Source organism: Rheinheimera hassiensis, from assembly GCF_022436675.1.
GTDB classification, from domain to species: Bacteria; Pseudomonadota; Gammaproteobacteria; order Enterobacterales; family Alteromonadaceae; genus Alishewanella; species Alishewanella hassiensis.
This window is the reverse complement of record NZ_JAKUJZ010000001.1, coordinates 366383-389622: the sequence shown is the minus strand read 5'-3', so window position 1 is coordinate 389622 and position 23240 is coordinate 366383. Positions and strand designations below refer to the sequence as shown.

The window sequence follows — 23240 nt, the reverse complement described above, 5'->3', positions numbered from 1 at the left end:
ATGCGTTATATGAGCCTGTCATGGAAAATACTGCTGCTAATGCTCAGCATGTTGCTACTGTTACTGGCCTGGTTTACCAGCTTGTCGCTACTGCATATGAATGATCAGTTTAACCGGCAGCAGGCGCTGCGTAAGGTTCAGGGCCAGCAGTATTTTCAGCTGTATAACCGCTCGGTAGACCAGCAATTATTAACCTGGATGCAAAGCTTTGCCGAGTTACAGCAGGTAACCGGCCGCGACAGTTTCGCGCCATTTGCGGCTATGTTGCCAGGCCAGATTGAGTCACTACAGCTTAACTTTGCGCTGCGCCAACTGGTGTTGTTCGGCCCTGCACAGCAGGTGTTGTATCAAAGCAGCCCGCAGTTATCCGAACACAGCGATGATATTTTACAACAGACTCTGCGCCAGCAAAGCCCGCAAGCTATGATCCGCTGTGACGAACAATGCTACAAGCTACTGACCTTGCCGTTGCTAAATGCCGATGGTGAGGTGGCAGTAGTGCTAATGGTTACAGAGCTGACAGAGGTGCTGTTTAACCTGCACCAGACACTGGGTACTGAAGTGGCTTTGCTCAGTTACCAGCCCGGCCAGACCATAAGGCAGCAATTCCGGCTGCTGCAGGCATCTAACCGGCAGCTGATACGCACGCTATATCAGCAGTTGCCAGATGATGTTGAGGTAGGCTCAGTGCGTAGCGACGGCATTATTATTGCGGTAGCTGATTTAAGTTATTACCTGCATTTAATCCCGCTGGACCCTGACAACGCTATGTCGTATCAACTGCTCATGGTTGAAGATGTTAGCAGCGCGATGCAGGACAAAAAGCGCTATCAGCAGCAAATTTTATCGGTGGCGGCGGGATGCTTTGTTGCTGTGCTGGTACTGATTTTATTTATTACCCGCCGTATCAGCAGCCGTATTTTACAGCTGGCAAGTGCTTTACCCTTGCTAGCCCAGCGGCGGTATCACGAATTTCGCCATGCCAGCCAATTGCCCGTAGGGTTGCTACAGGATGAACTCAGTACGTTTAGCCAGTCGGTACTTAACCTGAGCTATGAGCTGGAGCATCTGGATCAGCGGCTGGCCGACAAAACCACGGCACTGCAACAGGTTGCCATGTTTGATCCGCTGACCGGCCTGGCTAACCGCAATTTGCTGCAACAACAACTGCGGGTTGCATTGGCCGGTTTGCCGTTGCATAGCGGTTATGTTGGTTTGCTGTTTCTGGATCTGGATAAATTTAAAACCATTAACAATAGCCGTAGTCACGCTACCGGTGACTTATTGCTAATTGAAACCGCACAGCGGCTGCAAAGCCTGTGCGTCAATGGCGAAGTGGTATGCCGTTTTGGTGGCGACGAGTTTGCGCTGGTTATGCCGAATATCAGTGATCCGCAACAGGCCGAGCTTATGGCCTGGCGGGTGCTGGCGGTGTTTGATCAGCCGTTTTTACAAGGGCAGGGCGCGGTGTCGCTTAGTGCCAGTATTGGCATTAGCTTTACTGCCGAACCGGAGCTGGCAGAGGAAGAATTAATTCGCCGGGCCGACCTGGCTATGTATCAGGCCAAAAGTAATGGCCGCAATTGCTACTATGTATTTAATGAGCAAATGTCGAGCGATCTGGCTAACCGGCTGCTGCTTGAGGCTGAACTGCGCCAGGCTATAACCCTGCAGCAGTTTTCGTTAAGCCTGCAGCCAAAAGTAAATTTACGCAACGGCCAACTGGCCGGGTTTGAGGCTTTGCTGCGCTGGCATCATCCGGTACGTGGCCAGGTAGGGCCGGATGAGTTTATCAGTGTGCTGGAACAAGCGCAGCTTATTGTAGATGTGGGTTACTGGGTGTTTGAGCGTTGCTGCCAGCTAAGCAATGAACTGGCTGACATGGGGTTGCCGCATGTGGTTATTGCGCTTAACCTGTCTGCTGATCAGTTTTTACAGCCAGGGTTACCAGAGCGGTTTCGCCAGTTAATGCAGCAATATAACGTTAGTGGGCAGCAGTTTGAGCTGGAGCTGACCGAAAGCACCTTAGTTAGCCACGTCAGCCAGACGCTGGATATTATGCATCAGCTAAAAGCGCTGGGGTTTAGTTTTGCTATCGACGATTTTGGTACGGGTTATTCATCGTTGAATTACCTCAAACGTATGCCGGTAGACACTATTAAAATTGATAAGAGTTTTGTGCTCGGTATGCTGGATAACCCGTCAGACTATCAGATTATTGCGTCTACCATTGCCATGGTGCAAAAGCTGGGCCTGCAGGTAGTGGCAGAAGGCGTAGAAAACTACCAGCAGCTGCAGTTATTACAGCAGCATCATTGTGATTTGGTGCAGGGCTTTTACTTCTCAAGGCCGCTTTCACAGGCTCAGCTCAAAGCGTTTGTCCAAGAGGTTACACAACATAAATGGCCAGCGCAGTTACTGCGCTGACCGTGTTATGCCACATTAACTACCTATTGTGCCGCCATCGTCTTTAGTAATAATAACGGTAGCCGAGCGTGGCCGGCTGCTGCCGCCATCTGGCCAGTGGCTGGTAAATTCACCTGGTGCTGAACGATCGCCGGGGTGCTGAATATTGACAAACATGGTTTTCAAATCCGGAGTCATAGTCACGCCGGTAACTTCACAGTCTGTCGGGCCAACTAAAAAGCGTTTTACTTCGCGGGTAACCGGATCGGCGGCCAGCATCTGGTTGTTGCCGTAAGGGCCATCACTTTGCTGAGAGCCGCTCATATCGGTTTGGATCCACAACAGACCGTTGGGTGCAAACCACAAGCCATCGGGGCTGGCCAGATGGTTGTCTGCGGTAAGCTCCAGCTCGGTATCTGGCGTTTGGGTGCCTACGTCACCGGCCAGCAGGAAAATATCCCAATCAAAAGCTGTAGCGGCCTGCGTTTCGCGCTCATTCCAGCGGATAATATGGCCGGTGGTATTGTTAGCCCGCGGGTTAGCCGCGTCAACCTGAGCATCGGTACGGCGGGTATTGTTGGTCAGGGTAAAATATACTTCGCCGGTTTCTGGGTGTACTGCGCCCCATTCTGGCCGGTCCATTTTGGTCGCACCGGCAACATCAGCAGCCAGGCGGGTGTTTAGCAGCACATCAGCCTGATCGGCAAAAGTAACGCCGGCGGCTGTGGTTTTAGTAATAAAGTCAGCGTTGTTGACATCCAGTGGTAACCATTCACCGCTGCCATCTTCGTTAAAGCGGGCGACATATAAAATACCGTCATTAAGTAAATGGCCACCGGCGGTGTTTTTGTAATAAGGCGCTGTAGAGACAAATTTGTAGATATATTCAAAGGTAGAGTCGTCGCCGGAGTAAACTACCACCGGCTGGCCTTCTTCCAGTTTGCCGAAAATTACACCTTCATGGCCAAAGCGACCCAGTGCCGTGCGCTTTTGCGGCGCGCTGTCGGGGTTAAACGGATCAATTTCTACTATCCAGCCAAAAGTATTTGGCTCGTTGCGGTAATCGTCTTTCGCTTCAGCACCGGTAGTGCTGGCATTAAAACGCTGATACACATCGGCAGCTGGCGTGGCAGTTTCCCAAAAATAACGGCCATTAGATGACGACACGCCATAACGGCTATGTTCGCGCGGTTGTTGGGCATCGGTATTTACAAAGTAACCAGCCCAGTTTTCTTCACAGGTTAAATAAGTGCCCCAGGGCGTAAAACCGTTGCCGCAGTTATTCAGTGTGCCGCGGGTACGGCTGCCATCCTGGCTGTATTTGGTTACCACTTTTGCACTGCCGCGCACCGGGCCTGCCAGCTCCATCGGAGTGGCACCGGTAATACGGCGGTTAAACGGGCTGTTATTTACCAATGCCCAGCTGCCATCAGCCTGCTGCTGAATATGCGCTACAGATACACCGTGAGCTGCAACCTCTTTACGCACTTCGTCGGCCAGCCGCGGTACTGTGGTAATGCCGTTGGTGTGGATCAGGTTGTTGTCGATATATTCATGGTTAAATACCAGCAAACCCTCTGTTGAGTTTTCGCCGGCGCTACGCTCATCAATAGGAAAGAAGTGCATACCGTCATGGTGCATACCAACCTGTTGTTCCTGATCGCTGCCACTGTTGCTGCCATCATCCAGATATTCCGGATAGCTGCCATTTAACGGCGTACCCCAGGGCAAAAATGCCTGAGCACTATAACCTTGCGGTACGGTAATGGCATCAGCGCGGCTGGTGGTAATAGCAGTAAAGCCAAGCAGTGGCACTGCGGTTTCCGGAGGTACGGCTACCGGGTCACCGTCATTGCTACTACAGCCTACCAGTGAGCCGCCAATAAAAGCGGCAACAGCAGCACCGACACTGCCTTTAAGAAATTTGCGTCGCGCCATACGGCTGTCAACAATGGCAGCAAAAGTAGGGTTAAGCGAAAAGTTAGTTTGCGGGTCAACACCCGAGTTATCGATCGATACGACGGTTTTACTGTCTGACATTGTTGTAGGCTCCATAAATAAGCGCTTTAGAGGTTTGTGCTATTAAAGCCATGCTTAATGTCAGTGTTGTTACAGTTAAATAGCAGTTTTGTGATGCTGTTATTACAAGGCGATGGCAGCGCTGTGGTTTCTGTGTGGGCGTAAGGCTTTTTCCTCTGGTATAGTACGGTTTTACGTCGTCAGGGAGCGGGAATAAATGCAGTGGCAGGTACTAACCTTCGGTGAATTGGACACATACACGCTATATAGTTTGTTGCAGTTAAGGGTAGATGTGTTTGTGGTAGAGCAAAATTGCCCTTACCCGGAGTTGGATGACAAAGACTTACATGCACAAACCCGCCACGTTATTCTGAAAAAAGGCGATAAGGTAATAGCCTATTCGCGGGTACTGGCGCCGGGCGTCAGTTTTGATGGTTTTCCGGGCATTGGCCGGGTATGCGTGTCACAAACGGCTCGCCGTTTAGGCTTGGGCCAGGTATTGGTAGAGAAAACTCTCAGCGTGGCAACCGAGTTGTGGCCGGATACTGATATTCATATCTCCGCCCAGTGCTACCTGCAGCAGTTTTATCATGATCTGGGCTTTAAACCGGCCAGTGAACCTTACTTGGAAGACGATATCCCGCACCTGAAGATGATAAAGCCAGTGCAGTAAAAAACAAAAAGCCGCAACGAATGCGGCTTTTGCTATTAGTGATGGTTAAAAGCGGTAGCTGAGTGAAACCCACAGGCTACGTGCTTTTTCGGTAGTGTTGTAATCAGCAGTACAGCTATAAGTATCCTCTGTTTCTGCCAGCAGGCAGGTACGACTGGAAAGATCGTCGTCTAGTAAGTTGTTAATGCGGGCGCTAAAGCTTAGCTGCTCTGAGTACTGATATCTGGCGCCTAAGTGAAACAGTTCATATGCCTTATAGAACTGCTTGATAGTTTCCGGCCCGGTTGGACCACTTATATTGGCCGTACCACGGAAACGTTCACCCCGTACTTCACTGATCAATTGTAAACTCAATGCATCCAACACTTGCCAGTTTAAAGTGGCATTCAGCATATGTTCTGGTGTGCTTACTAAGGGTAAGCCCGCGTCGCGGCCACTTTTTACTTCGCTGTCTGTGTAGGTGTAATTAGCATTGAGGCTAATTGCATCAGTAAACTCATATTTAGCAGCTAGTTCTACACCGCGGGTTTCTGATTTGTCTACGTTTGCAGCTTGAGTGAACTGATTATAGCCAAGCTCTGCCCAACCTGGGCCTATATCAACACAAGGCACACCTGCAGCAGAGGTTTCACAGTTTGGCAAATTATCCTGATTTATAATTTTGTCTTTAAAATCATTGTAGAACAGCGTGATGTTACCGCTGAATGCATCGCCGTTATAATAAGCTGCTAATTCATAGTTGATACTGGTTTCTGGCTGTAGATCTGGTGTGCCAACAAAGGGGCTTACTCCTTGACCACCAAAGCCGGTGATGCCTGGAAATAACTGATTTGGTTTGGGGGCTTTATAACCAGTACTGATGCCACCTTTCACTGTCCATTGCTCTGTTGGCCGGTAGTTCAGGTATACGCGAGGGCTGAACTGACCGCCAAAGATATTGTGATCATCATAACGACCACCGGCAGTAGCAGTAAATTGTGGGTGAAATTCCCAGCTGTCTTCGGCAAATACCGCTACCTGACGATGTTTCTGGCTGGTACCATCGCGGAAACCATCGCCATACATCCCAAATACACCATCCTCCATCTCAGAATCTAAGTATTGTCCGCCAACCACGAAGTAGTGATCTTGATACTGTGATTCTATTTTAGTATCGAATATCAGGTTGTCTATTTGCAGTGTTCTTGATGGGCGAGGCAGAAATTGGGCAGTTAGCTGAGCACTTAAATCATCAGTTAGTACAGGTCTGGCAGTGCCCTGATTAATAATTTCCTGATTCCAGATCTGTTGCAGTTCGCTACGCTCTTCTACTGTAAGCGGTAAAGAACGGCCAAAATTTTCACTACGGCTCTGTGTAAGGCTACTGGTTAAAGTACCAAAATCAAAACGGCCGACATGAGCCAGAACAAATTGCTCCCGTTCCACCCGCTGATAAGGTGTATAACCTACACGGGGCTGAATAGTGCCGGCACCATTTACCCGCCACAGGCTTGCTGAGCTATCTAAGGTCCCTGTTTGACCTTCGGTGTTATCGTAACGTTGTTTGGCAATATCATATTCAAAGCTGATGTGATGTTGCTCGTTTACCGCATAATTTAGCGTGGCGCCAAGGTTCCAGTTTTTGGCGGCAACAATCTTTTTATCACCAAAACTGCCTTCATCCACCCAGGTTGAGCCATCAGGTAATGGTAAGTTTTCGCTGTAAGTTGGTTCACTTTGGTCGCGGTCATAAATGCTACCACGCAAAGCATATGTTAAACCTTTTGCTCCGGTTGGACCGGTTAAATAAAAATCAGCTTTTTTATCATCGCCATATTGGCTGTCTTGTTGCAGGTTGCTGCTGACAGTAAAACTGCCATGTATATTGTCCAGTTCTTTGCGGGTAATAATATTGATTACACCACCAATAGCGTCAGCGCCATAGAGAGTAGACATTGGGCCGCGCACAACTTCGATACGTTCAATAGCTTCCAGCGGCGGCATATACATAAACTGGCTATTGCCAAAATTATTAGGGCCTATATCGCCAATATCACTTTGGCGACGGCCATCAATTAGAACCAATGTGTAATCTGCAGGAAGACCCCGCATAGTAATACTTATATTGCCGTTTTTATCCTGACCGGCGCCAACATCTATACCTTCAATATCACGCAATGCATCAGCCAGGCTGGTAAAGGGTTTACGTTGCAAATCTTCACGTGTCACAACAGAGACACTGGCGGGAGCGTCCACCAGCTTTTGCTCATAGCCCGACGCAGTAACCACGATAACTTCCATATTGTAATCCGGCGCAGCCGCCGCGAGTTCAGCCTGGGCTGACGGTAGCGAAAAAACAGCGGCCATGGCGCAAGCCAGAGTAGTGGGGCGAAACAACATTTTTAACTCCTTTAACAGTGTTATTCAGGCATGTATGCCGGGCTGGAACGTAAATTTTTGTAAATAATGTGGCGAATGATAATTATTATCATTAGTGAGATCAATCATTATATTCCGCTTTGTGTGTTTGAGGGGCCGCCGTTATATCTAGGGTTGTTTTGGTTACCATTAATTAACTTAAAAATTGATTAATGAAACAGGCTGCAACGCCTTTAAAACCGTAGATCAAATGAGATTGATTCGTGTTTTTTACTGTGTTCTAATTGCGCGCATTAAAGCTTATTTGTTAATAAACGGAGTTTTTATGCACAAGTTATCACTGAGCCTGCTCTCGGTAGCGGTGGTATCAACGTTCTCTGCAGCGGCAGAAACCACGCTGAATACCATTGAACGCGTCAGCATTATTGGTTCTGCGCAGGCGGTAAATGATATTCCCGGTTCGGCCAGCTATATCTCGCAACAAGAACTGGATGTGTTTAGCTACACCGATATTTCCCGCGTGCTGGGCAGCACGCCAGGGGTTTATGTACAGGAAGAGGACGGTTACGGTTTGCGCCCTAACATAGGTATGCGCGGCACTGGCACCGGCCGCAATGACAAAATAACGGTGATGGAAGACGGTGTGCTAATTGCCCCGGCACCTTATGTTGCGCCCGCCGCTTATTATTTTCCGACTACCGGCCGGTTGGAAGCGGTAGAGATTATCAAAGGTTCGTCTTCGGTTAAGTATGGCCCGCGCACCACCGGTGGAGTGCTCAACCTGGTGTCCCGCAGTATTCCGCAGGCAGATCTGGCCGGGCGGATTGACGCCGCACTGGGCGAAGATGGCTTTCGTAAGCTGCACGGTTTTGTCGGCGGCGAGCGGGAAAACTTAGGCGCGGTCATTGAAGGTTATCACTACGGTGCTGATGGTTTTAAGGACTTACCTAATGGTGCAGACACCGGTTTTGAAAAAACCGACTTGCTGGCTAAATTTGCCGGTCGTTTTGGTGCGAATAATGCGCACAAACTGCAGTTAAAGCTAAGTTATGCCGATGAAACTTCAGATGAAACCTACGCCGGGTTAACTGATGCGGATTACCGGACATCGCCTTATCGCCGTTATGCTGCGTCACAAAAAGATGTGATGGACACCGAGCATAAAGGTTATCAGTTAAGCTACCAATATGATCTGGCTAATGGCGCAAAATTTAGCACCACGGTGTATTTAAACGAATTCAGCCGCAACTGGTACAAGGCCAATCAGGTTAGTCCGGCTAATTTAGCCGCGTACTCCGCATTTGAAGCCAACCCGACAGCCGAAGGCATTAATGTCAGTGTGCGCGCGAATAACCGCGATTATGAATCCAAGGGCATTCAGGCCGAATACACTCTGCCTATAGCGGCACATCAACTGACATTTGGCGGCCGTTTTCACCAGGATGAAGAAAGCCGCTTTCAGTGGGATGACGTATACCGCCTGCAGCAAGACCTGAGCATGACCCTAACCAGCGCCGGTGTACCGGGCACGCAAGACAACCGTGAGGCCTCTGCCGATGCCATAGCCTTGTTTGTGCATGACGAGTGGACCATGGGCAATTTGGTACTAAGCGGTGGTTTACGCTATGAAGATATTGACACTAAAAATGAAAACTGGAACCGGGCACCGGATCGCGCTGGTGTCTCAACGGTAAGCAAAGCCGGCGGCTCTATTGTGCTGCCGTCATTGGGGGCAACCTACCGGTTAACTGATGCTGTGGTATTGCTGGCAGGTGTGCAAAAAGGCTTTGCACCGGCAGCGCCAGCCAACGCTGAGCAAAAAGAAGAAGAAAGTATCAACGTTGAAGTAGGTGCGCGGTTTAACTTCGCCCAAAGCCGCAACGAGGTTATTTTATTTCAGTCGGGCTACGACAATATGCACGGTAACTGTGCTGCCAGCATCGGGTGCAACCCCGACAATATTGGCGATCAGTACAATTTTGGTGAAGTAAAAGTTAGTGGTATTGAGCTAAGCAGCCAGCGTGATTTTGCTCTGCAAAACGGCTTTAAACTACCGGTAAAAGTTAGCTACACCTATACTGACAGTGAATTCCGCTCTGATTTTAACAGCGGGATTTGGGGCGAAGTAAGCCGCGGCGACAAGATGCCTTATGTGCCGCAAAATCAGTTTAGTCTGCAGCTGGGGCTGGAAGGCGAGTTGTTTGCACTACACAGCCGCATAAGCTATGTATCTGCCGCTCATGCCAGCCTGGCAGCCCAGGATCTGAACGCGATAGACGGCCGCACTGTGGTAGATTTATCGGCAAAATACCAGTTGGCTGAAAAACAGCAGCTGTACTTTAATGTCGACAACCTGTTGGATAAAACCTATGTTGCCAACCGTGGTAACGGAGGTATTCAACCAGGTAAACCCCGCACTTTATCAGTAGGTTACCGGTTAGATTTTTAAACCGGCTGAATAAAAAAGCCCGTAAGGGCTTTTTTTAACGCTGCGGCGGGCCGTATATTTGCTCGGCGCTGTTAAACAGGATCCAACTGGTTAAAATGTACTTGTCGTTTGATACCGGCACACAGCCGCGGTGGGTATGGGTAAAGTACGCCGGTGCTATTACCATACTGCCGGCTTTGGGTGAAATACTTCTGTTCTGGTAATAAAACTCGGTCTGGCCGCCCTCGGCCACATCATTTAAATAAAACATAAATAATAAGGTACGGTGTAATGGCTCGGTACTGCCTTGCTGGGGATACACTTCACTGTGCCAGTAACCGTAATTGCCAATGCCAGCCTGATACTTCTGTGCCTGAATATTACCCAGACGAAACAGCGCGCGCATAAAATCCAGTGTTTTGGCCTCACCCAGTTCGGCAAAATTGTCATGCGTAATGGCGGTGGGCCGGCCGGTTTTCGGGTGCGCTATGGTTAAACCCATCGGGCCAATCAGGGCAAAGTGGTATTTTTTAAAATATTCACAGGCGTAGCGTGTTGTCGCTTCCCAGATTACTTTTAGTAGCGGCTGGTACTCGGCATACTGATACAGATATAAATCTGTACTGATTTTTTTGCTGGTATCAACGCCGGCGCCGGTGCGGCCAGCCGTGGTATGCGGGCTTTGGTCAAACACCTTAATCAGCTGTTGGCAAAACTCGCAGCTTAACGCATTATCGTACACCTCTATAAAATCGGTCATCGGGTTACCTTTATGTGGCAAGAGATTATTTCTCCGCGTTTCTCTGACACGGATGCGCTGGGGCATATCAACAATACTGTGTTTGCGGTCTGGTTTGAAGGCGCAAGACAAGATGTTTTCAAAATTTTTACACCAGAGCTTAATTTACGTCAGTGGCCGCTGATTATTGCCAGCGTAAAGCTGGATTACCATGCCCAAACGCATTACGGCGCTGATGTTGAAATCCGCACTTACATCAGCCGTATTGGCGGCAGCTCTTTTGATGTGTATCAGGAAGCCTGGCAGCATGGTGTAAAAACGGTGTCGGGTACGGCAGTATTGGTGCAGTTTGATTATGCAGCTAATAAAGCGGTGGCTATTAGTGCAGAGCAAAAACAACAGCTTAACCAGCATCAGTATAAAGCGTAAACATCGCAGGCTACGTTTCACTGGTCGTAAAGCTCTGGTATGGTAGCCGCAGGCTGAGTAAGGTCGAACAATAATAATTTTGCGGAGTGTGCTATGAAAAGCTTGTTAATCGGTGTGGCTGTTGGCGTAAGCCTGGTTTTGGCCGGTAATGCCCAGGGCTACGACCGCATTACCGGCGCCCAGTTTGCCAGTCGCTCTGAAGTGATCGCCCCAAATGTTATGGCGGCCACCAGCCAGCCGTTAGCAACGCAAATTGCACTGGATATTATGCGCCGTGGTGGCAATGCAATTGACGCCGCCATTGCGGCCAATGCCGCACTGGGGCTGATGGAGCCTACCGGCAATGGCATCGGCGGTGATTTATACGCCATTGTTTGGGATGCCAAAACACAAAAGTTACATGGTTTAAACGCCTCAGGCCGTTCGCCGCTGAGTTTAAGTTATGAAATGCTTGCGCATGAGTTACAAAAGCTTGACCGCACCGACTTACCGCCGCATGGCATGTTGCCGATAAGCGTTCCCGGCGCAGTTGATGGTTGGTTTGAGCTGCACCAGAAATTTGGCAGCATGCCAATGGCAGAAATTTTACAGCCAGCTATCGGTTATGCTGAAAACGGTTTTCCGGTAAGCGAGTTAATTGCGTATTACTGGGATCGCAGTGTGCCGGTGTTAAGCCAGCAACCGGGCGATTTCAGCGGCACTTTTACCATTAACGGTAAAGCGCCGGCCAAAGGCGAAATGTTTAAAAACCCGGCGCTGGCCAATACCTTTAAAGTGCTGGCGAAAGATGGCCGTGACGCCTTTTATAAAGGCGATATAGCGGTAGAAATTGATCGTTTTATGCGCGCCAATGGCGGTTATCTGCGTTATGCTGATTTTGCCAATCACCGTTCAAGCTGGGTAGAGCCGGTGGGTGTAGACTACAAAGGTTATACCCTGTGGGAACTGCCGCCTAATGGCCAGGGCATAGCCGCCTTACAGATGCTGCAAATTCTGAAAAACTTCGATTTAAAAGCCGCCGGTTTTAACACGCCGGAAAGTTTGCATCTGCTGGTTGAAGCGAAAAAACTGGCCTTTGAAGACAGAGCTAAATTCTACGCTGATGAAGATTTTAATAAGGCGCCGGTAGCAGCGTTAATTTCAGCAGAATATGGCCGCGAGCGCGCCAAACTGATTGGCGACAAAGCCGCAAAGCGGGTGGATGCCGGTAACCCGAATTTGTATGAAGGCGATACTATTTATATGACCACTGCCGACAAAGACGGCAATATGGTGTCGTTAATTCAAAGTAATTACCGCGGCATGGGCTCGGGCGTAGTGGTGCCGGGCTTAGGCTTTGTATTTCAGGACCGTGGCCAGCTGTTTTCGATGGATAAAAAACACGCCAATGCCTATCAGCCGGGCAAACGACCGTTCAATACCATTATCCCGGCTTTTATTACTAAAGATAATAAACCGCTGGTTAGCTTTGGCGTAATGGGTGGCGCTATGCAGCCGCAGGGCCATGTGCAGATCCTGATCAATATGGTGGATTACGGCATGAACCTGCAAGAAGCCGGAGACGCAGCACGCTGGCAGCATCTGGGCAGCACCGAGCCAACCGATGGCAGCGACATGTATCTGCAAAACGGCGGCTACATTGAAGTAGAACGTGGCATACCTTACGAAACCGCCCGCGAGCTGATGAAAAAAGGCCATGATGTACGCTATGGTTTAGGCGGCTACGGCGGTTATCAGGCCATTATGCGTGATCACGCCAACGGTGTTTGGGTGGGGGCATCTGAATCACGTAAAGACGGCCAGGCGGCAGGGTACTAAGCTTACGAGGCCACATTACCCACACCAACACGCCGTAAATACGTCCATGTAGGCTCGATAATAAACTTCATCCATGAAGTTTATCCTAGCGGACCAGCGGAGCTGTTCAAATTCGCTCCTTGCGAATTTGTCAGCATCCTGGCCTGCAACGGTTGGTTTAGGGTAACGTGATCTCGCTTTAGTTGCTCGCTAGCTGCACCTGCACCTGATAATTGGCGGTAATTTGCTCGATGGCCTGTTGCATATCACCGTCAAAATCGGCGCACAACTCGGCGTAGCTGTGCCGCAGTTTCAAGCGTTGAGTGGTTTTTACAAAGCGTAACACTTCTTCTTTGCTGGTTAAAATCAGCCGGGGTACCCGCACATTGTTGCCCTGCTCATCTTTGGCTATCATGGTGAAATACGATGAATTACAGTGCTTTACTTTACTGGTTTGAATATTCTGCGCTTCAACGCGAATACCCACCACCATTGAACTGTTACCAACAAAAATAACTGAGGCTTTTAACGTTACCAGCTCACCTACTTCAATCGGATTAAGAAAATCGACTCTGTCTACCGAGGCAGTCACACAATAACGGCCACTGAATTTTGAGCCGCAGGCAAAAGCAATCTGGTCCATCAGCGACAGCAGGTAACCACCGTGAATTTTACCGCTGAAATTAGAATGCGACGGCAGCATCAACTGCGACAGCGTTACGCGGGAACTGCCGCTTTTTTTATAGAGATCAGTCATAACAAGCCTGTTTTAGGTTTATGCCGTGCTAAGTGTAGCAAAGCTTAATTCAGCTCTTGCTGCAATGGTTTATGCTGTACCAGCACCCAGGGCGAAATTACCACCGCCCACAGCTCAGTTTGGTTATCAAACCACTGTTGTGCCTGCTGCTCGCTGGTACGCCCTACGGTACCCTTTGCCAGTAAGTCAGCAACCGTGGCTTTATCGTCCAGGCTAAAGGCAAAGGCTACCTCGACTAAATCCAGCTCAGACGCCACCGTAATAACAGCGCCCGCGGCGTAAAATTTCTGCAGCTCCAGCCAGTTAATCCGGGCCGTTTCACTGACAATTTTAGCTTTTATCAGCTCGGGGCTTTCTGCTTCGTCAGCCAGATAAGCATCGGGTGGCGTTATTGCTGTCATACCTGCTCGCTATTCAGTTTCATCGCTTTGCTCAGTGATCTGGGCGGCGCTGAGTTCATGTTTTTTCAGTAATTTATAAAAGTCGGTACGGTTACGCCCGGCCAATTCTGCAGCGCGGGTAACATTGCCTTCTGTCATCTGCAGCACGCGGATAAGGTACTGGCGCTCAAACTGGTCACGTGCTTCGGTTAATGTTGGCCAGTAGCTGCTGTCATGCGACAGCGCTTGCTCTACCTGGGCCGCACCAATAACCGGGCTGTGGGTTAATGCGACGCATTGCTCTACCACGTTTACCAGCTGGCGCACATTACCGGGCCATTTGGCGGTGGCTAACAGCTGCAGCGCATCATCAGAAAAACGGGTGACATCTACCTGATGGCGTTCAACACTTTGCTGCAGCACATGGCGCGCCAGCAGCGGAATATCTTCCGGCCGCTGCTCCAGGCTGGGCAGTTGCAGGTTAACCACGTTTAAGCGGTAGTATAAGTCTTCACGAAAGCTGCCATCGCCCATCGCCTGCTGTAAATCGCGGTGAGTTGCCGACAGCACCCGCACGTTGATTGGGATAGTTTTACTGCTGCCTACCGGGCGTATTTGCCGCTCTTGTAACGCCCGTAGCAGTTTTACCTGCAACGACACCGGCATATCGCCAATTTCATCTAAAAACAGGGTGCCACCATCAGCTTCACGAAACAGGCCGCCGTGCTCTGTAACGGCACCGGTAAAAGCGCCTTTTGTGTGGCCAAATAATTCGGATTCCAGCAAATGCTCTGGCAGGGCACCACAGTTAATAGCAACAAAGGTTTTGGCTGCGCGTGGGCTGGCTTTATGAATCGCTTTTGCCAGCAGCTCTTTACCGGTACCGCTGGCACCGGTGATTAACACACTGACATCGCGCTGAGCCACGCGGTAGCTTTGTTCCAACAGCTCTTCCATCAGGCGTGAGCGGGTGATAATTTCGGCGCGCCATTCGGCTTGCTCAGGTACTGACTGATGCACCGCATTTTGCAAGATATCACGCAGTTCATTGGTGTTAAGCGGTTTGGTTAAAAAACCAAATACACCACGCTGGGTAGCAGCGACAGCCTCCGGGATTGAGCCATGTGCCGTCATCAGCACTACCGGCAGGCCTGGGTAACGTTTGGCAATTTCATCAAACAGGCTCATACCGTCCAGGCCTGGCATCCGCAAATCGCTTAATACTACATCGACGCTGTTTTTCATCAGCAGAGGTAAAGCCGCTTCAGCTGAATCTGCGCTGATCACCTGATAACCTTCGCCTTCCAGGCGCAGGGTTAATAAGCGCAGTAAGCTAGGATCATCGTCTACAAGCAGTAACTTAGGCTTACTGGGGCTGGCCATTATCGTCCTCTTTAACCGGCGTGGGCTGATTCAGCTGCGCTTCTATCTGAGTTAGCGCATCAATTTTTTTCTGCAGTTCTTTATTGGTTTTTTGCAGCCGCTCAATATTATCGTGCTGCTGCGCATTAAGCCGGGTTAAGGCACTTACGGCTGATTCGGCTTCGAGCAGTTTTTGATTAAACACCAGATCCCAGCTTAACAACGCTGCCAAAGGCGCAGGCAAAGCGGCTAGTTGATCAGCCGACTGCATTTGCACCCGCAAGCGGGTAAGGTAAGGCGTATCGGGGTGTAGTTGTAAAATGGTGCGCTTTAATACCCAGACATCATCCTGAGCCGTTTCGCTGTTAAGTAAATCGCGTTCTTCATTAATGCGGTTTAGCATGGCTGCGCGGTAATTTACCCAGGCCTGCAAGGTGGCGGCGTCGTCGGCAATGGCCAAAGGCGTTTTTACCGGCTCAGGCTCGGGCAGTACTACCTGTTCGGGTTCGGCTTCCAGTAACGGTTCAGGCGTCGGTTCAGGCGCTACCGGTTGTGGTGCAAGCTGGCAGCCGCTAAGTGCCAGTATGGCCACAAAAATTAACCCAGTTTTCATCCCAGTTTTTCCTCTAATAGCGGTAGCCGCACCCGGATACAGACGTCGGCATAAATTACATCAACAATATCAGCGTGACCGCCTAGCAGGCGGGCGCAGTCGGCAACGATAGACAGCCCCAGGCCAGAGCCCTGTACTGAGTCAAAGCGGGGGGTGGTGCCGCGCTGAAATGGCTCAAACAGTTTTTCCCTTAATGATGTCGGAATAGGATTGCCGTTATTTGCGACATCTAAAATCAGCTGATGTTCCTGCTGATACAATTTTACCCACACCGGGCTGTCCTGGCTGCCATACGCTTGCGCGTTGTTAATCAGATTGTCGAGTATACGCCGGAACAGCGTAATATCGGTATAAATTGCGCTTAGCTGGCAACTGAGTTCGACAGTCTGGCCGCGTTGCTGCAACGATAGCGCATGGTCATTAAAACAGTCGGTAAATAATTGCTGGGGCGAATGCCAGTCGGGCTCGGGTTTGGCTTGTTGCAATAAGCGGTTGTAATCCAGCAGTTGCTCGGTTAACTGGCTTAGCCGATCGGCACTGCCGTTTAGCAGGCCAACCACTTCCAGTTGTTGCTTGTTCAGCGGCCCAACTAACTGCTCACTTAGCAAAGCGCAACCTTCACGAATACTAGACAACGGCGTTTTTAACTCATGCGAAGCATGGCGCAGTAAAATCAACCGTAAGGCTTCCAGTTGTTGCAGGCGTGAGCTGAGCCAGCGCAGTTGCTCACCCAATTCGGCCAGCTCACGCGGGCCGGTAAATTTTTCATCAGGGAACTGATGTTGCTGGCCAATAGCGCGGATCATTTTATCCAGTTTGCGTACCGGTGCGGTAATACGGCCCGATGCCCACAGCACTAACAACAGGGTTAATAGCACCAGTGCTACCGTTTGCCAGGCCAGTTGCTGCTGGCTTTCTACCACAAAGCGTTGTTGTTGTTGCAGGTTTTGCTCCAGCAGCAGCCAGATTTGTTGCGTAAGCTGTTGCTGTTGCTGACGAAACTGCTGCATCAGTGGTTCAAGCTCTGTGCTGCTAAGCTCGGTAAAGTTATCCAACAGTATGTCTAGCTGAAGTTGCTGCTGCTGGCACAATTGTGACTGGCCGACATTGTCACATACCTGGCGCAGCAATTGCTGATAGCTGTTCAGATGGGTGCGCGCCACACGGGCCAGCGCATCAGTTTTGACTACGGCATGCTGGCGCACAGCACGTTCTATATCTACCACCAGGTTTTGCATATTCTCTGCCCGGCGTACGCTGGCTACCGAGGTTTCGGCTTCAGCTACGGCATTTTGGCTAACACCGCTTAGAGCTTTATGGCTTTGCCATAGCAGCACCGCCACGGGGATCAGGGCCAGGAAAAAGCTCAGCAGCACTAACTGGCGTAAAGACGCGGTCTGAATCGAAAAACGCATAATTGTTTGTCTTATTCACAGGGTTGTTAAGCATACCCTATTTTAGCGGCAAAAAAAAAAGGCCAGTGGGGTGCTGGCCTTACAAACATTCAGCAAGTGCTGAACTCATGGGATCATCATGCAAAGCGGGCTGTTAAGCGGCTTTTGCCAAATAAATTGGTTGGTACTGTGGAACTGCCACTGGTTGTACTGCAGCAACTTGTGCCTGCTCCCAAGCCAGAACGCTGTCGTTGTTTAAATTAACACGGCGTAACATGGTTACTGCTACAGCTACGTTAGCCAGTAAAAATAACACTGTACCAAGTAAGAAAAAGTCCATAACAACCTCCGTTAGATGCAGCGTTTATTTCGATTTGGCTGCGTTAAGACGTTTTGAAGGAGAATGTTGCAAAGGCACATGAGCTATCTGGGCTCTGAGACTTGCGCTTGCGACATTCTCCTGAATCGTCGCTTGCCATAACTAATACAAGCCTTGTGCCAACTTTGAAATTTATTTTATTTTCTTTATAAATCAGTTGGTTAATTTTATTTTGTAGGCGAGGCTAACAAGGTGGGGGAATTAACTGTCGCTGTTTAGCAACAGTTAATAAGGTGCAATTTTAAAAGTGTTATTTTTCAATTGCTTACTGTGTATGCTTTTTGCGACATGACATCTATATTATTGATTTTAATCAAATAAATCCGTATCGCTTTGCTACATGATCAAAATACTCCAGGCATTGCTTGGCATATTCACGTTTTTCCACATACGTGCCCGGAAAAAAGCTCTTTTTAAAGCCATAAGCTACGATGTCTTTTAGCCGCTTTAACGGAATATCAAAGTTATCCAGTGCCAGTTGGTATTCTTTGCTGACTGTGGTGTTAGACACTAAACGGTTATCGGTACAAATAACTGTGGCAATGCGGCTTTCCAGCATATTTTTAAACTTATGCTGCTTTATATCGGTAATGGCCGGGTTGGTTTGCAGGTTGCTGGTTAAGCAAACCTCTATCGCGATACGCTTATCCGCAATGTAAGACGCCAAATTGCGGATATAGGCGGTTTTATCGCTGATATCAGGGTCAGTGATCATCTCCGGGATAAACATAGAGTAACCGTGGCCGATACGGTCGGCATAACATTCGGTTATCGCTTCAAATACGCTTTCTGCACCATAGGCTTCACCGGCGTGGAGGGTTTTTAGCAAAAAGTGCTGATGAGCATATTCGTACACTTCTTTAAATTTACTGGCCGGATAACCGGATTCCTGGCCGGCTAAGTCCAGCCCGACAATAGGAATAGCCTCTTCGTCGCGTAATCGCACACTGGCGCGCACCAGCTCCATCGCCGCCAGCTTAATGACATCAATAGGCGCAAAATCACGCATCAGTTGAAACAGGTTGGTGTAGTAGGGCGAAAAGCCTTTATCGCCAAACATCCGCATGGCGCAGTTAATAATGCCGTAGGCAAATGGCGGTTTCTGGCTGCTCATCACAACTTCGCTGCGGTTGTATTCCTGCATTGCCCGTTTTAAGCCGTTATTAACCGCATGCATTACGCGGTCAAAATCGATACCGTTAGGTAAGTCTATTAACAGCTGCGGCGCAAAACGCACTTCAATATAGTTTACGCCTTCAAGCTGGTTATCTATGGCAAGTTCGTAAGCTGCGCGCTCTAAGTTTTCCATATCGCGCAGCACCGCACAGGTGTACTGAAAACAATGCAGGTATTCGCCCAGGTTGTTGTACTTTTCTTTAAATACCAGCTGCTTTAAGCCTTCTACTGTATCGGCCGGTAGTTTAGTGCCGGTGCGTTTGGCCATTTCAATCAGGCTATCCAGCCGCAGGCTGCCATCCAGATGCAGGTGCAAATCAGACTTAGGCATCTCTTTAATAAACTCAGCAGAATAACGTGGCATAGCGGCTCCTCAACAAACACTTACTGCAACAAATAATTGCGCTAAGTGTATCGCAATTTCTGTGGTTTTCGTTGGCAAAGCGCTTAGTTAGCCGCATATTTATTGATATTGGCAAACGCCAGCAGAATATCTTTGGCATAACTGACTCTGGGGTGCTTTAGCGCCCCTTTACGCCATACCAGATAAATAAAATTCTCTGGCCCCGCTTCACCCAGTTGCACCAGCTCGCCGCCAGTTATTGCATCGCGGCATAAATAATCCGGCAGCACACTATAACCGACACCGGCTTTGACAATACCGGCAATGGCACGAATGTCGGGGCAAATGGCAGCGATCGGCGACTGGCAGCTTTCATTAAACACGGCATTAAAGTAATGGCGGATCAGCGGCAGGGTTTGATCATAACTGACCACAGGGTACAGCCTCAGCCGCTCTGCACTGACGGCTTGCTGCGACAAATGTGCGCCGGTAAAGCGGTTGGCTACCAACATCAGCCGTTCACTGTCAATAATCTGGTAATCATAAACTGCCGGATCCGGTGTTGAAGCAGTAATGGCAAGCTCAGCAGTACCATCTGCCAACAGCTGATAAATGCGATCTTTATTACCGATATGCACCACCAGATTCACCTCACCCGCCTGCAACAAATTGGCAAACTGCGCACCGGCAATATGGCTGACGTACTCGGCCGGGCCGGCAATGTTCAGCGTGCCGTACACGGCATTGCTACGGTTACGCACCGAGGCCAGTTTTTGCTCAACAGCGTCTAAATGCGCGGATACCTGCAAGGCTAAATCGTGCGCGGCAGCGGTGGGTGTTACGCCGCGTGCTTTGCGCTCAAACAACGCAAAGCCAACCAGCGATTCTATGCTTTGAATATGCGCCGTCGCCGCCGGTTGCGATAAACCCAGGTTAGCTGCGGCACGGGTAATCGTGCCGCAGCGGTACACTTCAACAAAAGTACGTAACTGCACAAAATACGACATAAGCGATCAGCTATCAGAAATATGATGGCTGATAATAAAAGCTCTGAATTCTCATCGCAAGCTAAACCGCCTAAGCTGGTACCACCTGAAACAGCACTGAGATTGCTTTAAAGCTCACCTCAGTGTTCACCTTAATGAGGAACAACTATGTTTAAGCACACTATATTAGCAGTGGCCCTGCTGGGCAGCTTTAGCCAAACGGCACTGGCGGCCGACAGCAAAGGCCAGATCTTGGTGTTGTTATCCAGCGAAAGCCAGATGCAACTGCAGGATGGCAAAACACTCAGTACAGGCTACTACCTGAATGAATTTGGTGTGCCGGCCGATGCGTTTATCAAGGCCGGCTACGAGCTGGTGTTAGCCACGCCAAAGGGTAATGCTCCGGTAGTAGATCAGAAGTCGGTAACGGTGCAGTATTTCGCCGGTGATGCAGCTGAAATGCAGCGCATCAGCCAGGTTATTGCAGCTATCCCCGGCATCGACGATACGCTGTCGTTAAAAGAAGTGATTGACGGCGGCCTGGCAAAATACGAGGCGGTATTCATTCCCGGTGGCCATGCGCCGTTAATTGATTTAGCCAATAACGCTGAAGTTGGCACCATTCTTACGCATTTTAATGCACAAGCTAAGCCCACTGCAGCTATTTGTCATGGCCCTATTGCGCTGTTGTCTGCGCAACAAAGACCGCAACAGTATCAACAGGCGCTGGTACAGCAAAATCCGGCCACGGCAACCAACTGGATTTATGCCGGTTACAAAATGACCATTTTTTCAGACGCTGAAGAAACCGTATTTGAAGGCTCATTAAATGGCGACAAGTTGCAATATTACCCTGGCAAGGCCATGCAACAAGCCGGTGGTGCTATGCAATACAGCGAAGCCTGGACACCGAATGTAGTGGTGGATCGCGAGCTGATCACCGGGCAAAACCCGTTTTCAGATAAAGCGCTGGCGCAAGCTGTGTTAGAACAACTGCAACAGCAGCGTTAATTGTCTTAATTGAATACCGGAGTAGCTATGTTAAATTTTAACTTTAAAAATCAAACCGAAATCTTATTTGGCAAAGGCCAGATTAAAGAAGCAAAAAGCCGTTTACCCAAAGACGCCAAGGTGTTGCTGTTATACGGTGGTGGCTCGATTAAACGTAACGGCGTGTACGACGATGTGATAAAGCTGCTGGAAGGTGTTAGTTACCAAGAGTTTGGTGGTGTAGAACCCAATCCGACGCTGGAAACACTGATGCAGGCAGTCGAACTGGTGCGTGCTAAAGGTATTAATTTTATTATGGCTGTCGGCGGCGGTAGCGTAATCGACGGTGCCAAGTTTGTTGCGGCTGCCGCGCATTTTGACGGCGAGCCGTGGGATATTCTGGCCAAAGGCGCTGCTTTTACCAGCGCGTTGCCTATTGGTGCTGTGTTAACGCTGCCCGCCACCGGCTCAGAAAGCAACGGCAACTCTGTGGTGACCAAAAAAGCTACAGCACAAAAACGTGCCTTTGGTTCAGATTTAGTGCAGCCGGTATTTGCCGTGCTCGACCCGGTATACACCTATTCACTGCCGTTAAAACAAGTGGGCAATGGTGCGGTTGATGCTTTTGTGCATGTGATAGAGCAGTACCTGACATATCCGGTAAACGCGCCGTTGCAAGACCGCCTTGCCGAGGGCATTTTACAAACCCTGATTAGCGAAGGCCCCAAAGCGCTGACTACGCCACAAGATTACGACGTGCGCGCTAATGTTATGTGGTCTGCCACCATGGCGCTGAATGGTTTAATTGGTAAAGGCGTGCCGCAAGACTGGGCTACCCATATGATAGGCCACGAGCTAACGGCATTGTTTGGCCTGGATCACGCGCAAACTTTAGCCATAGTGCTACCACCGCTAATGTACGTGCAGCGCGAGACTAAACGGCAAAAGCTGCTGCAGTTTGGTCAGCGGGTGTTTGATATCAGTAACGGTACTGAGGATGAGATTATCGATAAAACCATTAAAGCCACCCAGGACTTTTTCGAGCATATGGGGGTAAAAACCCGCTTGTCGGATTACAACCTGGCAGCAGCCGATATTGATAAACTTATCGCCAACCTGGAGCGCAACGGCATGACTGCGCTGGGCGAACATAGCGATATTGATCTGGCTAAAGCACGGCAAATTCTTACGCTGGCGCTATAACACCGGTTTGCCGGACAGAAAGCCCCGGCAGCGCGTCGCAGCCGGGCTTTAGTCAGTTTAGTAGCCGGACTGAGTGGGTTGTACTATCAGCTCATCCACATTCACATCGTCGGGCTGGGCAATGGCATAAGCAATAGCGTTGGCTATGGCTTCTGGTTTTAACGCCACCTTACGGAAATCTTCCAGCCAGGCTTTGGTTGCGGTATCTGTTGTGGTGTGAGCCAGCTCGCTCTCCACTACGCCAGGTGAAACGGTGGTAACCCGTACTTTTTTCGTTTCTAAGCGCAGGCCGTTTGAAATAGCACGCACAGCAAACTTAGTGGCGCAATACACCGCTGCGGTGGGAAAAACATTATGGGCGGCGATAGACGCCACGTTAATAATGTGGCCGCCGCGCTGTTCCATTGCAGTTAAAACAGCCTCAATGCCATTTAGCACACCTTTAATGTTAACGTCGATCATCTGCTCCCATTCGTCCGATTTAAGCGCTGCCATGGGCGACAGCGGCATTAAGCCGGCGTTGTTAACCAGTACATCAATCGGGCCGAACTCCTCCGTTGCCGCAGCAACCACGGCTTTGAAATTGTCACGCAATGTCACATCCAGCGCATAGGCTTTGGCAATGCCACCATCTTGCTTAATTGTCTGAACAAGGGCTTCAAGCCGGTCGGTACGACGAGCTGCAACAATAACCGTATGCCCGGCTTTTGCTAATACTTTTGCTGTCGTTTCGCCAATACCACTGCTTGCCCCGGTAATCAGAATAACTTTGGCTTTATTAGTTGTCATAACAAGACTCCTTCATAGA

At 49.6% G+C, this 23240-nt stretch carries 19 protein-coding genes; 7 read left to right on the top strand and 12 right to left on the bottom strand.

The annotated features are described in order from the left end of the window. Positions 1-2427 carry a putative bifunctional diguanylate cyclase/phosphodiesterase gene (locus MJX74_RS01725; protein WP_240220332.1) on the top strand — a complete coding sequence of 809 codons (2427 nt, stop codon included), beginning with the start codon at positions 1-3 and terminating at the stop codon, positions 2425-2427. A gap of 15 nt (positions 2428-2442) precedes the next feature. Here the strand turns inward: MJX74_RS01725 and MJX74_RS01720 are convergent, their stop codons facing one another. Further along, positions 2443-4446: a PhoX family protein gene (locus MJX74_RS01720; RefSeq protein ID WP_240220330.1), complete on the bottom strand. Its 2004-nt coding sequence runs from the start codon at positions 4444-4446 to the stop codon at positions 2443-2445. Between the two features lie 196 nt (positions 4447-4642). Between MJX74_RS01720 and MJX74_RS01715 the strand changes: the two genes are divergently transcribed. Continuing rightward, positions 4643-5098, top strand: coding sequence for a GNAT family N-acetyltransferase (locus tag MJX74_RS01715; RefSeq protein ID WP_240220328.1), 456 nt, complete (start codon positions 4643-4645; stop codon positions 5096-5098). 45 nt (positions 5099-5143) lie between these two features. Here the strand turns inward: MJX74_RS01715 and MJX74_RS01710 are convergent, their stop codons facing one another. Continuing rightward, positions 5144-7477, bottom strand: coding sequence for a TonB-dependent receptor domain-containing protein (locus MJX74_RS01710; protein WP_240220327.1), 2334 nt, complete (start codon positions 7475-7477; stop codon positions 5144-5146). A 304-nt stretch (positions 7478-7781) separates the two neighbouring features. Here MJX74_RS01710 and MJX74_RS01705 point away from each other — a divergent pair, with 304 nt between their 5' ends. Continuing rightward, on the top strand, positions 7782-9905 hold the full coding sequence (locus tag MJX74_RS01705; RefSeq protein ID WP_240220325.1) for a TonB-dependent receptor family protein: 2124 nt from the start codon (positions 7782-7784) through the stop codon (positions 9903-9905). A 34-nt stretch (positions 9906-9939) separates the two neighbouring features. Here the strand turns inward: MJX74_RS01705 and MJX74_RS01700 are convergent, their stop codons facing one another. Continuing rightward, positions 9940-10644 (bottom strand): 2OG-Fe(II) oxygenase, encoded by a 705-nt coding sequence (locus MJX74_RS01700; protein WP_240220323.1) that lies wholly within the window; start codon positions 10642-10644, stop codon positions 9940-9942. Positions 10645-10656: 12 nt separating this feature from the next. On the opposite strand from MJX74_RS01700, the gene MJX74_RS01695 reads away from it, so the two are divergent. Continuing rightward, entirely contained in the window at positions 10657-11052 is a 396-nt protein-coding gene (locus MJX74_RS01695; protein ID WP_240220321.1) for an acyl-CoA thioesterase, read from the top strand. A gap of 93 nt (positions 11053-11145) precedes the next feature. Beyond that, a complete protein-coding gene (ggt, locus tag MJX74_RS01690; protein WP_240220320.1) occupies positions 11146-12870 on the top strand; it encodes a gamma-glutamyltransferase in 1725 nt (574 codons plus the stop codon). Positions 12871-13048: 178 nt separating this feature from the next. On the opposite strand, the gene MJX74_RS01685 is transcribed toward ggt, so the two are convergent. From MJX74_RS01685 to MJX74_RS01650, 8 genes are all read right to left on the bottom strand, one after another. Continuing rightward, the gene (locus MJX74_RS01685; protein ID WP_240220317.1) at positions 13049-13606 is read right to left on the bottom strand and encodes an acyl-CoA thioesterase; all 558 of its coding nucleotides are present in this window, start codon (positions 13604-13606) and stop codon (positions 13049-13051) included. Between the two features lie 44 nt (positions 13607-13650). Next, on the bottom strand, positions 13651-14007 hold the full coding sequence (locus MJX74_RS01680; protein ID WP_240220314.1) for a DUF2288 domain-containing protein: 357 nt from the start codon (positions 14005-14007) through the stop codon (positions 13651-13653). A gap of 9 nt (positions 14008-14016) precedes the next feature. After that, a complete protein-coding gene (locus MJX74_RS01675; protein ID WP_240220312.1) occupies positions 14017-15369 on the bottom strand; it encodes a sigma 54-interacting transcriptional regulator in 1353 nt (450 codons plus the stop codon). After that, a complete protein-coding gene (locus tag MJX74_RS01670) occupies positions 15353-15961 on the bottom strand; it encodes a procyclic acidic repetitive family protein (RefSeq protein ID WP_240220309.1) in 609 nt (202 codons plus the stop codon). Before MJX74_RS01670 ends, MJX74_RS01675 begins: the two co-directional genes overlap by 17 nt. Further along, positions 15958-17376 (bottom strand): sensor histidine kinase, encoded by a 1419-nt coding sequence (locus MJX74_RS01665; protein WP_240220307.1) that lies wholly within the window; start codon positions 17374-17376, stop codon positions 15958-15960. Before MJX74_RS01665 ends, MJX74_RS01670 begins: the two co-directional genes overlap by 4 nt. 133 nt (positions 17377-17509) lie before the next feature. Beyond that, a complete protein-coding gene (locus tag MJX74_RS01660; RefSeq protein WP_240220304.1) occupies positions 17510-17695 on the bottom strand; it encodes a hypothetical protein in 186 nt (61 codons plus the stop codon). Positions 17696-18047: 352 nt separating this feature from the next. After that, positions 18048-19274, bottom strand: coding sequence for an adenosine deaminase family protein (locus MJX74_RS01655; protein WP_240220302.1), 1227 nt, complete (start codon positions 19272-19274; stop codon positions 18048-18050). Positions 19275-19357: 83 nt separating this feature from the next. Next, on the bottom strand, positions 19358-20260 hold the full coding sequence (locus MJX74_RS01650; RefSeq protein WP_240220299.1) for a LysR family transcriptional regulator: 903 nt from the start codon (positions 20258-20260) through the stop codon (positions 19358-19360). A 147-nt stretch (positions 20261-20407) separates the two neighbouring features. Between MJX74_RS01650 and MJX74_RS01645 the strand changes: the two genes are divergently transcribed. Both MJX74_RS01645 and MJX74_RS01640 read left to right on the top strand, forming a co-directional pair. After that, on the top strand, positions 20408-21250 hold the full coding sequence (locus MJX74_RS01645) for a type 1 glutamine amidotransferase domain-containing protein (RefSeq protein WP_240220296.1): 843 nt from the start codon (positions 20408-20410) through the stop codon (positions 21248-21250). A 27-nt stretch (positions 21251-21277) separates the two neighbouring features. After that, the gene (locus MJX74_RS01640; RefSeq protein WP_240220294.1) at positions 21278-22432 is read left to right on the top strand and encodes an iron-containing alcohol dehydrogenase; all 1155 of its coding nucleotides are present in this window, start codon (positions 21278-21280) and stop codon (positions 22430-22432) included. 57 nt (positions 22433-22489) lie between these two features. Here the strand turns inward: MJX74_RS01640 and MJX74_RS01635 are convergent, their stop codons facing one another. Next, complete coding sequence (locus MJX74_RS01635) at positions 22490-23221, bottom strand: SDR family oxidoreductase (protein WP_240220292.1); 732 nt, start codon at positions 23219-23221, stop codon at positions 22490-22492. Positions 23222-23240: the final 19 nt, after the last annotated feature.